Annotated in this window: 14 protein-coding genes; all 14 read left to right on the forward strand. The window is 67.0% G+C overall.

All coding sequences use genetic code 11. From position 1 onward, the window contains the following. The first annotated feature begins 55 nt into the window (after window positions 1–55). The 14 genes from ABUE11_RS04865 to ABUE11_RS04930 all read left to right on the forward strand — a co-directional run bounded on the left by ABUE11_RS04865 (window position 56) and on the right by ABUE11_RS04930 (window position 13219). Window positions 56–580: a hypothetical protein gene (locus ABUE11_RS04865; RefSeq protein ID WP_367067920.1), complete on the forward strand. Its 525-nt coding sequence runs from the start codon at window positions 56–58 to the stop codon at window positions 578–580. Then, entirely contained in the window at window positions 577–1212 is a 636-nt protein-coding gene (gene rpoE / locus ABUE11_RS04870) for an RNA polymerase sigma factor RpoE (protein WP_367067921.1), read from the forward strand. Before ABUE11_RS04865 ends, rpoE begins: the two co-directional genes overlap by 4 nt. Before the next feature lie 8 nt (window positions 1213–1220). After that, on the forward strand, window positions 1221–1856 hold the full coding sequence (locus tag ABUE11_RS04875; protein WP_367067922.1) for a sigma-E factor negative regulatory protein: 636 nt from the start codon (window positions 1221–1223) through the stop codon (window positions 1854–1856). Between the two features lie 112 nt (window positions 1857–1968). Then, the gene (locus tag ABUE11_RS04880; protein ID WP_367067923.1) at window positions 1969–3438 is read left to right on the forward strand and encodes a DegQ family serine endoprotease; all 1470 of its coding nucleotides are present in this window, start codon (window positions 1969–1971) and stop codon (window positions 3436–3438) included. A gap of 388 nt (window positions 3439–3826) precedes the next feature. After that, window positions 3827–5635, forward strand: coding sequence for a translation elongation factor 4 (lepA, locus tag ABUE11_RS04885; RefSeq protein ID WP_367067924.1), 1809 nt, complete (start codon window positions 3827–3829; stop codon window positions 5633–5635). 6 nt (window positions 5636–5641) lie between these two features. After that, on the forward strand, window positions 5642–6625 hold the full coding sequence (lepB, locus tag ABUE11_RS04890; protein WP_367067925.1) for a signal peptidase I: 984 nt from the start codon (window positions 5642–5644) through the stop codon (window positions 6623–6625). Window positions 6626–6651: 26 nt separating this feature from the next. Next, window positions 6652–7017: a DUF4845 domain-containing protein gene (locus tag ABUE11_RS04895; protein ID WP_367067926.1), complete on the forward strand. Its 366-nt coding sequence runs from the start codon at window positions 6652–6654 to the stop codon at window positions 7015–7017. Then, window positions 7017–7703 (forward strand): ribonuclease III, encoded by a 687-nt coding sequence (gene rnc / locus ABUE11_RS04900; RefSeq protein WP_367067927.1) that lies wholly within the window; start codon window positions 7017–7019, stop codon window positions 7701–7703. The genes ABUE11_RS04895 and rnc overlap by 1 nt, the downstream gene beginning before the upstream one ends. A 68-nt stretch (window positions 7704–7771) precedes the next feature. Beyond that, entirely contained in the window at window positions 7772–8704 is a 933-nt protein-coding gene (gene era, locus ABUE11_RS04905; RefSeq protein ID WP_367067928.1) for a GTPase Era, read from the forward strand. A gap of 105 nt (window positions 8705–8809) precedes the next feature. Beyond that, window positions 8810–9595 carry a DNA repair protein RecO gene (recO, locus tag ABUE11_RS04910; protein WP_367067929.1) on the forward strand — a complete coding sequence of 262 codons (786 nt, stop codon included), beginning with the start codon at window positions 8810–8812 and terminating at the stop codon, window positions 9593–9595. Then, window positions 9592–10359, forward strand: coding sequence for a pyridoxine 5'-phosphate synthase (locus tag ABUE11_RS04915; RefSeq protein ID WP_367067930.1), 768 nt, complete (start codon window positions 9592–9594; stop codon window positions 10357–10359). The genes recO and ABUE11_RS04915 overlap by 4 nt, the downstream gene beginning before the upstream one ends. Before the next feature lie 58 nt (window positions 10360–10417). Beyond that, window positions 10418–10810 (forward strand): holo-ACP synthase, encoded by a 393-nt coding sequence (gene acpS / locus ABUE11_RS04920; RefSeq protein ID WP_367067931.1) that lies wholly within the window; start codon window positions 10418–10420, stop codon window positions 10808–10810. A 256-nt stretch (window positions 10811–11066) separates the two neighbouring features. Then, window positions 11067–12149 (forward strand): beta-N-acetylhexosaminidase, encoded by a 1083-nt coding sequence (nagZ, locus tag ABUE11_RS04925; RefSeq protein ID WP_367067932.1) that lies wholly within the window; start codon window positions 11067–11069, stop codon window positions 12147–12149. Window positions 12150–12166: 17 nt separating this feature from the next. Continuing rightward, on the forward strand, window positions 12167–13219 hold the full coding sequence (locus ABUE11_RS04930; RefSeq protein ID WP_367067933.1) for an ATP-dependent 6-phosphofructokinase: 1053 nt from the start codon (window positions 12167–12169) through the stop codon (window positions 13217–13219). Window positions 13220–13223 lie beyond the last annotated feature (4 nt).

Raw genomic sequence — 13223 nt, forward strand, 5'->3', positions numbered from 1 at the left:
GCCGGGGCTCGGGCGCCGCTTTGGCCGCCTGAGCCGGATTCCAGGGCCGCCAGCGATGCGCAATCCGGCGCATGCGCCCGCCGTGCGCTACGCCTATGGCCCCTCGCGGGCCCTGGGCCTGATGCTTGCCACCTTGGCCTCGTGCGGGCTGGTCTTGCTGCTGGCCTGGCTTGTCGTGGGGACGGGGGGTGACGATGTGGCCTTCAAGGCCGGCGTGGGTCTGAGCGTCTGGCTCCTCTGCGCGGGCTCTGCCTGGCATGGCTGGCGCCACCTGCCCCGGGGTTTCCTGGTCTGGGACGGCGGGCAATGGCTCACCGAAGGCGTGGCGCAGGAAGATGTGCAGGCGCTCCAGCGGGGGCCCTGTGTGCATCTGGATCTGCAGGCCGTCATGCTCTTGTCCCTGAGGCCGGGCCGGGGACACGGCGCATGGATCTGGCTCGAGCGCCGCAGCGACGCGATGCAATGGCTTGCATTGCGGCGCGCAATTTATTCACCGGCACAGTCGCAGGTCGGGGGCGCGACGGCGACAATGAGCGCCACTTCCTCGCGGCAGGATGACGGAGCAAACCACATACCATGACAGCCACTTCGCCAGCCTCCCCCGAACCCGTCGACGGCGATCTGCGTCTGGTGGAACGCACGGTTGCAGGCGACCAGCGCGCCTACGAACTGCTGGTCATGAAGTACCAGCGCCGCATCGAGCGCCTGGTCGGTCGCATGGTGCGGGATGTGGACCTGATTCCGGACATCACGCAAGAGACCTTTCTGCGCGCCTACCGCGCGCTGCACCAGTTTCGTGGCGAGGCGCAGTTCTACACCTGGCTCTATCGCATTGCCGTCAATACCGCCAAGAAGGCGCTGGTGGACATCAAGCGCAACCCCGTGATCGCGGAGACGAGCCTGCGTGGCGGTGGTGACGAGGACGATGAAACTTCCTTGCTCGATCGTGAACTAAGCACCGACGAGACCCCTGAAACCGTGCTCGCAGCCCAGGAGGTTGCGGCCGCGGTGAATGCGGCCATGGAGGCCTTGCCCGACGAGTTGCGCCAGGCCATCACGCTCAGGGAGATCGAAGGTTTGAGTTACGAGGAAATTTCCGTGGCTATGGCCTGTCCCATTGGAACCGTACGCTCGCGCATCTTTCGCGCGCGCGAGGCAATCTCTGCCAAGGTCAAGCCCTTGCTGGAGAAGCAGACTGGCAAGCGATGGTAGGTGACACCATGAACGAAGAGGACATCAAGCGTGAACAGCTCTCGGCATTGGCCGACGGTGAGCTGCACGACCAGGATTTCGCCGATGCCGTGGGCTATGCGGGCACGCCCCAGGGTCAATCGGCCTGGCGCATGTATCACCTGATCGGAGACACCCTGCGCAGCACCCAGCCTGTGCATGCGGTCGACCCGGATCTGCTGGGGCGGCTGCGCGAGCAGCTTGCACTCGAGCCGCAACCCGGTGCGGTCCTGGCCGCCTCCAGGGACGAGGAGGTGATAGCCGTTTCCACCGTGGCGTCGCCGGACAGGGATGCCGCGAATGCCTCGGTCTTTCGCTGGAAGCTGGTCGCGGGACTGGCGTCCCTGGCGGCTGTGGTCGCCGTGGGTTGGAACGCCTACCCCGAGCTGGCTGGTGGGGCAGGGCCCCAGGGCGCGGCGGCGGGTGCGCAGATGGCGCAGGCTCAGCCCCCCGCACCTGCGCAGGCATTTGTTGCCACAGCCCATCCTGCACAGGAGGAACAGGTCATGATCCGCGACCCGCGACTGGACGAGTTGCTGGCCGCACAGCAGTTCGGCAAGACCACCGCGTTGCAGATGCCCGCGGGGTTCTTGCGCAATGCGACCTTCGAGGCACCCAAGCGCTGATGCACGGCCGTCACGCGGGGCGCGCTGGCGCCCCGGGACGGCGTTGCGAAATCGCGCGGCTTTCACTCCCCCGGCAACAGGGGGTTCATGTTCTTTCGGGAGGAATGGCTTGATGATGTCCAGCATGGATTGGCGGCAAGGGCTGCGCTCTGGCGCCCTGGCATTGATGGTGGCCGTCGGCGGCACTGCCGGCATGCTTGCAGGCCCTGCGCCGGTGCATGCGCAGTCGGCACCGGCCCTGCGTGGCCTGCCGGACTTCACGGAGCTCGTGGAGCAGGTGGGGCCTTCGGTGGTGAACATCCGCACCAGCGAGAAGCTCAGTTCCCGTCCGGCGATGAACGGCATGGACGAGGAAATGCTGGAGTTCTTCAGGCGCTTTGGCATCCCCGTACCCCGCGTGCCGCGCGGGCAGGGGCCGCAGCCCGAGGAGCAGCCGCGCGGCGTGGGTTCGGGCTTCATCCTGAGCAGCGACGGCTTCATCATGACCAATGCCCATGTCGTCGACGGCGCGGACGAGGTGCTGGTCACCCTGACCGACAAACGCGAGTTCAAGGCCAGGATCATCGGCGCCGACAAGCGTACCGACGTCGCGGTGGTGAAGATCGACGCCACGGGCCTGCCCGCCGTGCGTGTGGGCGACGTGAGCCGCCTCAAGGTGGGCGAGTGGGTCATGGCCATCGGCTCGCCGTTCGGCCTGGACAACACCGTGACGGCGGGCATCGTGAGCGCCAAGCAGCGCGACACGGGCGACTATCTGCCCTTCATCCAGACCGATGTCGCGATCAACCCCGGCAACTCGGGCGGTCCGCTGATCAACATGCGCGGCGAGGTGGTGGGCATCAACAGCCAGATCTATTCGCGCTCCGGCGGCTTCATGGGTATATCGTTTGCGATTCCGATGGACGAGGCCATGCGTGTGAGCGACCAGCTGCGCGCCACGGGCCGCGTGAGCCGTGGGCGCATCGGTGTGCAGATCGACTCCGTGCCCAAGGATGTGGCCGAATCGCTCGGTCTGTCCAAGACGCAGGGCGCGCTGGTGCGCGGGGTGGAGTCGGGCTCGCCCGCCGAAAAGGCCGGCATAGAGGCCGGCGACATCATCGTGCGCTACGACGGCAAGCCGGTCGACAAGGTGGCCGATCTGCCGCGGCTGGTGGGCAACACCAAGCCGGGCACGCGCACGGGCATCACGGTGTTCCGCCGCGGGGCGACGCGCGACCTGACCATCACCATTGGCGAGGTCGAGCCCGATGAGAAGGTGGCCGCCACCGCGGCCGAGCCGGGCACCAAGGGCGGCGCGGCGAAGGCGGCGCGGCAGCTTGGGCTGGTGGTGGCGGAAGTCACGCCGGCCCAGGCGCGGGAGCTCAAGATCAAGGGCGGCGTGCGCGTGGTGTCGGCCGAGGATGCGGCCGCCCGCGCCGGCCTGCGTACCGACGACGTGATCGTGGCCCTGGCCAACACCGAGGTGCGCAATCTCAAGGATTTCGAGTCCGTCCTGTCTCGCCTGGACAAGGGCAAGCCCATCAATGTCCTGCTGCGACGTGGCGAATGGGCGCAGTACACGCTGATCCGTCCCGAGCGCTGATGCGGGCGGGCCGTCACCACAGGTGGTGGCGCCCGCTTCCATGGGCCTGGTTCGATAGAATGACGCCCCTAGATTGGAGATATCCGTTATAAGCGTGCGCGCCATGCATTTGTGCATGGGTCATCCACAGCTGATCCACAGCTTGCGAGGATTTGCCTACGGAAATCACCCTGAATCTGTGGATATTCTGTTGATAGGTGGTTGTTGTGACTCGGCAACGACCCTGGACCCGGCCGGGCTGACCTTGGTGTCAGGACCTTTTTGCCTACAATGAGGCTCCAACCATCGCAGTTGCCAAAGATTGTTGGTTCAGGGCGCGTCGCTTGCTTGACGCGCCCTTTTTTCTTGTCCCTGGTGGGGCCAGGCCCTCATTTGTCGTATCTCATTGATGAACCACATCAGAAATTTTTCGATCATTGCGCACATCGACCATGGCAAGTCCACGCTGGCCGATCGCATCATCCAGCGCTGCGGCGGCCTGGCCGAGCGCGAGATGGAGGCCCAGGTGCTCGACTCCATGGACATCGAGAAGGAGCGCGGCATCACCATCAAGGCTCAGACGGCGGCCCTGCAGTACAAGGCGCGTGATGGTCAGGTCTACAACCTCAACCTCATCGACACCCCGGGCCATGTGGACTTCTCCTATGAGGTGAGCCGCTCGCTGTCGGCCTGCGAGGGCGCGCTCCTCGTCGTGGACGCGAGCCAGGGCGTGGAGGCGCAGACCGTGGCCAACTGCTACACCGCGCTCGACCTGGGCGTGGAAGTGCTGCCCGTGCTCAACAAGATGGACCTGCCCCAGGCCGACCCCGACAACGCCAAGGCCGAGATCGAGGACGTGATCGGCATCGACGCGAGCGAGGCCATCGCCATCTCGGCCAAGACCGGCATGGGCATCGACGACGTGCTCGAGCAAATCGTCGCCAAGGTGCCGGCGCCGCGCGGCAAGAGCGACGCGCCGCTGCGCGCCATGATCATCGACAGCTGGTTCGACAGCTACGTGGGCGTGGTGATGCTGGTGCGCGTGGTCGACGGCGAGCTGAAGAAGGGCGAGCGCTTCAAGATGATGGCCAGCGGCGCCGCCTACGACGCCAACCAGCTCGGCGTGTTCACGCCCGCGCAGTCGCAGCGCGAGCAGCTGCGCGCGGGCGAGGTGGGCTACATCATCGCCGGCATCAAGGAGCTCAAGGCTGCCAAGGTGGGCGACACCATCACGCTGGAGAAGAAGCTGCCCAACAACCTGGGGCCGGCCGACACGCCGCTGCCGGGTTTCAAGGAGATCCAGCCCCAGGTGTTTGCCGGTCTCTACCCGACCGAGGCCAACCAGTACGACCAGCTGCGCGACGCGCTGGAAAAGCTCCAGCTCAACGACGCCTCGCTGCACTTCGAGCCCGAGGTGTCGCAGGCGCTGGGCTTCGGCTTTCGCTGCGGTTTTCTGGGTCTCTTGCACATGGAGATCGTGCAGGAGCGCCTGGAGCGCGAGTTCGACCAGGACCTCATCACCACCGCGCCCAGCGTGGTCTACGAGGTGGTCAAGGGTGACGGCGAGGTCATCCAGGTCGAGAACCCGTCCAAGATGCCCGACCAGGGCCGCATCCAGGAGGTGCGCGAGCCCATCGTCACGGTGCACCTGTACATGCCGCAGGACTACGTGGGCCCGGTGATGACGCTGGCCAACCAGAAGCGCGGTGTGCAGATCAACATGCAGTACCACGGCCGCCAGGTCATGCTGACCTACGAGATGCCGCTCGGGGAGATCGTGCTCGACTTCTTCGACAAGCTCAAATCTGTCAGCCGCGGCTATGCCTCGATGGACTACGAGTTCAAGGAGTACCGCGCGTCCGACGTGGTCAAGGTGGACATCCTGCTCAACGGCGAGAAGGTCGACGCCCTGTCCATCATCGTGCACCGCAGCCAGGCCGCCTACCGCGGCCGCGCCGTGGCGGCGAAGATGCGCGAGATCATCTCGCGCCAGATGTTCGACGTGGCCATCCAGGCGGCCATCGGCGCCAACATCATCGCGCGCGAGACCATCAAGGCGCTGCGCAAGAACGTGCTCGCCAAGTGCTACGGCGGCGACATCACGCGCAAGCGCAAGCTCCTGGAAAAGCAGAAGGCCGGCAAGAAGCGCATGAAGCAGATCGGCTCGGTGGAAGTTCCGCAGGAGGCCTTCCTGGCCATTCTGCAGGTGGAGGATTGATAGACGATGCAAGCCATGCAATACATCACGGGCGTGGTGCTCGCGGCCTTCGTGGGCTATATCGCCGCCTGGTATCTGGGCGCCATCGAGGGCAACTTCGCGCTGCTGCTGTTCCTGGCCACCGTGGTCACGGGCGCCTATTGGCTGGCCGAGCGCTTCGTGTTCCTGCCGCGCCGGCGCCAGGCAGCCCAGGCACTCGAGGACGCCGCCGCCCAGCGCCGCGCCGAGCTCGACCGCATGGGCATACAAAAGGTCGATGGCGGCGTGAGCGACGTGTCCGAGGCCAGGAGCCGCCTGCTGATGCAGCCCTGGTGGCTCGATTGGACGGCGGGGCTGTTCCCCGTGATCGCCGTCGTCTTCCTGCTGCGCTCCTTTCTGTTCGAGCCGTTCAAGATTCCCTCGGGCTCGATGATCCCCACGCTGCTCGTGGGCGACCTGATCCTCGTGAACAAGTTCACCTACGGCCTGCGCCTGCCCGTGATCCACACCAAGATCACCGAGGGCAAGCCCATAGAGCGCGGCGACGTCGTGGTGTTCCGCTACCCGCCCCAGCCCAGCATGGACTACATCAAGCGCGTCGTCGGCCTGCCCGGCGACGAGGTGGCCTACCTGGACAAGCGCCTCACCGTCAATGGCAAGCCCGTGCCGACCACGCAGCTGCCCGACTTCTTCGACAAGGACGCGATGCGCTACTTCAAGCAGTTCGAGGAGCAGCTGGGCACGCACAGGCACCGCATCCTGAACAACCCCGAGATGCCTGCCTTCATCCAGGGCGCGAGCAACTTCCCCTCGCGCGATCTGTGCCGCTACAGCGTCGAGGGCGTGTCCTGCACGGTGCCCGAGGGGCATTACTTCATGATGGGGGACAACCGCGATAATTCGCTCGATTCGCGCTACTGGGGCTTCGTGCCGGACGAGAACATCGTGGGCAAGGCCTTCTTCGTGTGGATGAACTTCGGCAACCTCAAGCGCATCGGCTCGTTCAACTAGACACAGTACAGAGAGGGAGAAGCAATATGGGGCGGCAACGCATTGCAGTTCGTTCGCGTCAGCGCGGGCTGTCGTTCATCGGGGTGATCTTCGTGGGCCTGATCGCCGTCGCGGCGTTTGCCATAGGCGGGCAGTCCGTGCCGATCTTCGTTGAATACATGGCCATCAAGAAGGCCGCCGCCAAGGCCGCGAGGGACGGCACCACCGTGCCCGAGGTCCGCGCCGCGTTCGACCGCGCCGCGCAGATCGACGACATCCATTCCATCTCCGGCAAGGACCTGGAGATCACCAAGCGCGACGACAAGGTCGTTGTCTCTTTCAACTACTCGCGCGAGATCGCGCTCGCGGGACCGGCCTATCTGGTCTACCGCTTCCAGGAATCGACGAACTAGTGCCATCCGACAGTCTTTCGGCGCTGCAGCAGCGCCTGCAGTACCGGTTTTCCGACCCGTCGCTGCTTGCGCGTGCCGTCACGCACCGCAGCTACTGCGCCGAGCACAACGAGCGCCTGGAGTTCCTCGGCGATTCGGTGCTCAATCTGTCCGTCTCCAGCCTGCTCTTCAAGCGCATGCGGGACCTGCCCGAGGGCGAGCTCTCGCGCGTGCGCGCCCTGCTGGTCAAGCAGGATTCGCTGCACGGCATCGCCATGCGGCTCGAGTTGCCCGAGGTGCTGCGCCTGGGCGAGGGCGAAACCAAGTCCGGCGGCAAGCAGCGCCCCTCCATCCTGGCCGATGCGCTCGAGGCCATCATCGGCGCCGTCTATCTGGACGCGGGCTATGAGGTCGCCCAGGCCCTGGTGCACCGCCTGTTCGAGGGCGTGGAGCTCAGCCCGCGCCTGCAGGAGGCCGCAAAGGACGCCAAGACCGCATTGCAGGAGTGGCTGCAGGGTCGCAAAATGAGCCTGCCGCAGTACCGCGTGGAGGGCACCACGGGCGTTGCCCACCGGCAGCAGTTCCACGTTGTCTGCGAGGTGCCCGCGCTGCGGCTCGTGGCGCGCGGCAGCGGCGCGTCGCGCCGCGCGGCAGAGCAGGCTGCCGCCGCCGCCATGCTGACCCAACTGAAGGCGAAACAGCCATGAATGCTATGAATACAGAAGCTGGAGGCGCTGATCAGTCGGGCGCTGGAGGCCAAAATGACCTTGAATCCATGCTCGCCGCGGCCCGTCCCGCAGGCAGCGGCGGCGAGGGCCAGCGCTGCGGCCTGATCGCCATCGTGGGCAAGCCCAACGTGGGCAAGTCCACGCTGATGAATGCCCTCGTGGGCCAGAAGATCTCGATCACCAGCCGCAAGGCCCAGACCACGCGCCACCGCATCACCGGCATACGCACGCTCGGCAGCACGCAGTTCGTCTTTGTGGACACGCCTGGCTTTCAGACCCGGCACAGCACGGCTTTGAACAAGTCGCTGAACAAGACCGTGATGGGCGCCATCGGCGACGTGGACCTGATCCTGTTCGTCGTCGAGGCCGGCAGCTTCACGCTGGCCGACGCCAAGGTGCTGAGTCTGTTCAAGCCCGGCATCCCGACGCTGCTCATCGCCAACAAGCTCGACACCGTGCACCGCCGCGCCGAGATCGCGCCCTGGCTCAAGAGCATGCAGGAGAGGCACCCCTTCGCCGAGTTCGTGCCCATGTCGGCCAAGAACAAGGGCGACATCGAGCGCCTGTTCGGCATCTGCGAAAAATACCTGCCCGAGCAGCCCTGGTGGTACGCCGAGGACGAGCTCACCGACCGCAGCGAAAAATTCCTCGCCAGCGAGACGGTGCGCGAAAAGCTGTTCCGCTTCACGGGCGACGAGCTGCCCTACACCTCCACGGTCGTCATCGACAAGTGGGACGAGGAAAAGAGCAAGCAGCACAAGCGCTTCATCCGCATTGCGGCCACCATCGTCGTCGAGCGCGAGGGCCACAAGGCCATGGTGATCGGCGAGAAGGGCGAGAAATTGAAGCGCATCAGCACCGAGGCGCGCCTGGAGCTCGAAAAGCTCATGGACGCCAAGGTGTTCCTCGAGGTCTGGGTCAAGGTGCGCTCTGGCTGGGCCGATGACGAGGCGCGCGTCCGCTCTTTTGGTTATGAGTGAACCCCTCTGCGCCTGGCATGCAGGCCTGGAGCGCCGGCATCCTGCCGGTACTGATGCGCCGGCGCCGCAGGCCGCGCCCCAGGGGAGGAGGGGGTAAGCATCCCCATGGCCACACGCCGCATTGCCGACGAACCCGCCTATGTCCTGCACGCCTACGACTGGAGTGAATCCAGCCTGATCCTGGACGTGTTCACGCGCCACTACGGCCGCGTGGCGCTGGTTGCCAAGGGGGCGAAGAAGCCCACCTCCAACTTCCGCCCCGTGCTGCTGCCGCTGCAGCCCCTGCGCCTCGCCTGGGGCTGGGCGGGCGAGGTCGGGCAGGGCGAGATCCACGCCCTCAAGGGCGCGGAATGGGCCGGGGGCCATGTGCTGCCCACGGGCGACGCGCTGCTCGCCGGCATGTACCTGAACGAACTGCTGCTGCGCCTGCTCGCGCGCGAGGACACGCATGCTGGTCTGTTCGACCTCTATGCCGGCGTGGTGCGCGTGTTGGGCAGCGGTGCGCATGGCGACACGCTTGAGCCCGTGCTGCGCGCCTTCGAGCTGCTCTTGTTGCGCGAGATCGGCCTGCTGCCCGCGCTCGATGCCGAGACCGCGACGCTCGCCGCCCTGGCGCCCGATGCGCGCTATACCCTGGTGGCCGAGGGCGGCCTGCGCGCGGCCGCTGCGGCTGAGCGCGCGGCGCTCACGGGCGCGCAGTGGCTGGCGCTGCAGGCCGCGCTGGAGCAGGGCGGGGCCGCGGGCTATACGGCCGTGCTGCGCGCCGTGGCCGACGCGGGAACCCAGGCCGCGGCCGAGCTCAAAGCACAATTGCGCACGCTGCTGCAATACCATTGCGGCAGCCCCCTGCTGCGCACGCGCCAGCTCATGATGGACCTGCAATCGCTATGACCTCACATCCACGCACCGCCCTCTCGGTCAACGTCAACAAGGTCGCCCTGGTGCGCAACACGCGCCATCTGGGCATTCCCAGCGTCACGCGCGCCGCGCAGCTGTGCCTGGAGGCCGGTGCCCAGGGCATCACCATCCACCCCCGGCCCGACGAGCGCCACATCCGCGCGCAGGACGTGTACGAGCTGGCCGAGCTGCTAAAGCAATGGCCCGAGGCCGAGTTCAACATCGAGGGCAACCCCACGCACAACCTCATGGAGTTCATCCGCCAGGTGCGCCCGCATCAGGCCACCTTCGTGCCCGACAGCGTGGAGCAGTTCACCAGCGACCATGGCTGGCGCTTCCCCGAGGACGCCGAGCGCCTGGCCCCGCTGATCGCCGAATGCCACGAGCTTGGCGTACGCGTGAGCCTGTTCATGGACCCCATCCCCGAGCAAATGGCCCCGGCGCGCGCCGTCGGCGCCGACCGCGTGGAGCTCTACACCGAACCCTACGCCGCCGCCTGGGGCGGGCCGCAGCAGTCGGCCGAGCTCGCGCGCTACCGCCTGGCCGCCATGGCGGCCGCGGCCGCGGGCCTGGGCATCAACGCCGGGCATGACCTGAACCGCGACAACCTGGCCGACTTTCTGGGCGCCGTGCCAGGCGTGCTCGAGGTGTCCATTGGCCACGCGCTCATCGCCGACGCGCTGGAGCTGGGCTACGACGACACGGTGCGCGCCTACCAGCGCTGCATAGACCAGGGCATGCTAGAGCGAGACTCCTGAATTCATAGCTGCTAGCGATTGCTGCACAAGCGCTGGTGGCATATTTGATTCACAAACCATGATCTACGGCATAGGCACGGACATCTGCGACGTGCGCCGCATCCGCGAGAGCCTTGCGCGCCATGGCGACCGCTTTGCCGAGCGCGTGCTCGCCGCCGGCGAGCTCGCCACCTGGCGCGCGCGCAGCGCCCGCTGGCCCGAGCGCGGCGTGCGCTTTCTGGCCACGCGCTTTTCCGCCAAGGAGGCCTTCAGCAAGGCCATTGGCCTTGGCATGACCATGCCCATGACCTGGCGCGCCTGCGAGGTAGTGAACCTGGCGAGCGGCCAGCCGAGCATCGTGCTGCATGGCGCGCTCAAGGACTGGTGCGAGGCGCGCGGCCTGCGCGTGCACCTCTCGGTGACCGACGAGAGCGACTACGCGGCGAGCTTTTGCGTGGTCGAGAAGGATTGAGGCAGCCCGCGCGGTGCCCGTTGCGCGCTCCGGCCACGCCAGGCAAAGAATCCACCATGGCCGTCATCCCCGCGAAGGCGGGGATCCAGCGGCGACGGCCAGGGGTGGCGTGGTGACTGTGGATCCCCGCCTTCGCGGGGATGACGGTGGTTTATGCTTGCTAGGCCGTGGCGGCCAGCGTCAGAGAATCAAAGCAAAATCGGCCTCCAGCGCCCACCGAGAAAGCGCAACCAGCTATCAAAACGAAAGTAACTCAATGACAGAACACGCCCCTTTGATCATCGACGTGGCCGGCCAGGAGCTGTCCGACGTGGACCGCCGCCGCCTGCAGCATCCGCTGGTCGGCGGCGTGATCCTGTTTGCGCGCAACTGGCAGGACCGCGCGCAGCTTGTGCGGCTCACGGCCGCCATCAAGGCCGTGCGTGATGATCTGTTGATCTGCGTGGACCACGAGGGCGGGCGCGTGCAGCGCTTTCGCACCGATGGCTTCACGCATGTCCCGCCCATGCGCGCCCTGGGCGAGCTGTGGATGCAGGATGGCAAGTCCGGCCAGGGCAGCGGCGCCATGCGCGCCATGGAGGCCGCCACGGCAGCGGGCTATGTGCTGGGCAGCGAGCTGCGCGCCTGCGGCGTGGACTTTTCCTTCACGCCGGTGCTCGACCTCGACTGGGGCGAGAGCGGCGTGATTGGCGACCGGGCCTTCCACCGCGACCCGCGCGTGGTCGCCATGCTGGCGCGCGCGCTCATGCAGGGCCTGCTGCAGGCCGGCATGGCCAACTGCGGCAAGCATTTCCCCGGCCATGGCTTCGTCAAGGCCGATTCGCACACCGAGATTCCGGTGGACCGGCGCAGCCTCAAGGCCATCCTGCAGGATGACGCCGCGCCGTACCCCTGGCTGTCCACGGTGCTGACCAGCGTCATGCCCGCCCATGTCATCTACCCCAAGGTGGACGGCCGGCCCGCGGGCTTCTCCAGCAAATGGCTGCAGGACATTCTGCGCGGCCGCCTGCGCTTTGACGGCGCCATCTTCAGCGACGACCTGAGCATGGAGGGCGCGCGCCGCATCGATGGCCAGGTGGTGAGCTACACCGACGCGGGCGTGGCGGCGCTGAACGCCGGCTGCGACCTGGTGTTGCTGTGCAACCAGAGCCTGGGTGAGGGGACGGCCGTGGACGAGCTCATAGCCGGCCTGGCCGCCGCCCAGGCCGCGGGCCGCTGGCAGGCGAGCGGCGCGAGCGAGGCGCGCCGCCAGGCCTTGCTGCCCGAGACCCTGCCCCAGCCCTGGGACGAGCTCATGCTGCAGCCGGCCTATATGCACGCGCTGGACCTGTTGCCCTGAAGGCCGGAGGAGGCGATATGCGCGTAGGAGTGCTGACCGGCGGCGGCGATTGCCCGGGGCTGAATGCGGTGATTCGCGCCGTCACCAAGTCGCTCATCCACCATGGCCGCTGCGAGGTGCTGGGCATTGCCGACGGCTTCGAGGGCCTGATGGGCGACACGCCGCGCACGCTGCCACTGGCCTGGGTGCAGGTCTCGGGCATTCTGCACATGGGCGGCACCATCCTGGGCACGAGTAACAGCGCGAACCCCTTGAAGGACGCGGCCACGCTGGCGCAGGTCGAGCGCAACGTGCGTGCGCTGGGCCTGGACGTGGTGGTCGCCATCGGCGGTGATGGCACCATGAGCCTGGCCCATGGCCTCAGGCAGATCGGTCTGTCCTGCGTGGGCGTGCCCAAGACCATAGACAACGACATCGCGCTGTGCGAGCGCAGCTTTGGCTTCGACACGGCGGTGGCCACGGCCACCGAGGCGCTGCACCGCGTGGAGAGCACGGCCAGCAGCCACCATCGCGTGATGATCGTCGAGACCATGGGCCGCAACGCCGGCTGGCTGGCGCTGGAGGCCGGCATCGCCGGCGCGGCCGACATCATCCTGCTGCCCGAGATCGACTACGACCTCGACGCCATCATCGACCGCTGCCGCGAGCGCGAGCAGCGCCAGCGCTACACCATCATCTGCATGGGCGAGGGCGCCAAGCCGCGCGGCGGCACGCTCACCGTGCGCGAGCATGTCGCCGGCAGCCCCGACCCGGTGCGCTTGGGCGGCGTGGCCCATGTGTTGCGCCAGCAACTGCAGCCGCACCTCAGGAGCGAGGTGCGCGCCACCGTGCTGGGCCATGTGCAGCGCGGCGGCGATCCCACGCCGTTCGACCGCGTGCTGGCCACGCGCTTTGGCCACCATGCGGCGCAGCTCGTCATCGAGGGGCGCCTGGGCCGCATGGTCACGCTGCAGGACGGACGAACGGGCAGCGTGGACATTGCGCGGGTGGCCAACACCCAGCGCAAGGTGCCGTTGGACCACGAGCTCATCGTCACCGCACGCGACATTGGCGTCTGCCTGGGCGATTGATCGG

Source organism: Oryzisolibacter sp. LB2S (assembly GCF_040732315.1).
Classification (GTDB): Bacteria; Pseudomonadota; Gammaproteobacteria; order Burkholderiales; family Burkholderiaceae_C; genus Alicycliphilus; species Alicycliphilus soli.

What these genes read in the sequence shown, in the direction of transcription:
- ABUE11_RS04895 (WP_367067926.1), top strand. Translation starts at nt 6,652, where the DNA reads ATGGGGCGGCAACGCATTGCAGTTCGTTCGCGTCAGCGCGGGCTGTCG.
- ABUE11_RS04930 (WP_367067933.1), top strand. Translation starts at nt 12,167, where the DNA reads ATGCGCGTAGGAGTGCTGACCGGCGGCGGCGATTGCCCGGGGCTGAAT.
- ABUE11_RS04880 (WP_367067923.1), top strand. Translation starts at nt 1,969, where the DNA reads ATGATGTCCAGCATGGATTGGCGGCAAGGGCTGCGCTCTGGCGCCCTG.
- recO (WP_367067929.1), top strand. Translation starts at nt 8,810, where the DNA reads ATGGCCACACGCCGCATTGCCGACGAACCCGCCTATGTCCTGCACGCC.
- rpoE (WP_367067921.1), top strand. Translation starts at nt 577, where the DNA reads ATGACAGCCACTTCGCCAGCCTCCCCCGAACCCGTCGACGGCGATCTG.
- ABUE11_RS04915 (WP_367067930.1), top strand. Translation starts at nt 9,592, where the DNA reads ATGACCTCACATCCACGCACCGCCCTCTCGGTCAACGTCAACAAGGTC.
- era (WP_367067928.1), top strand. Translation starts at nt 7,772, where the DNA reads ATGCTCGCCGCGGCCCGTCCCGCAGGCAGCGGCGGCGAGGGCCAGCGC.
- ABUE11_RS04865 (WP_367067920.1), top strand. Translation starts at nt 56, where the DNA reads ATGCGCAATCCGGCGCATGCGCCCGCCGTGCGCTACGCCTATGGCCCC.
- acpS (WP_367067931.1), top strand. Translation starts at nt 10,418, where the DNA reads ATGATCTACGGCATAGGCACGGACATCTGCGACGTGCGCCGCATCCGC.
- nagZ (WP_367067932.1), top strand. Translation starts at nt 11,067, where the DNA reads ATGACAGAACACGCCCCTTTGATCATCGACGTGGCCGGCCAGGAGCTG.
- lepA (WP_367067924.1), top strand. Translation starts at nt 3,827, where the DNA reads ATGAACCACATCAGAAATTTTTCGATCATTGCGCACATCGACCATGGC.
- ABUE11_RS04875 (WP_367067922.1), top strand. Translation starts at nt 1,221, where the DNA reads ATGAACGAAGAGGACATCAAGCGTGAACAGCTCTCGGCATTGGCCGAC.
- lepB (WP_367067925.1), top strand. Translation starts at nt 5,642, where the DNA reads ATGCAAGCCATGCAATACATCACGGGCGTGGTGCTCGCGGCCTTCGTG.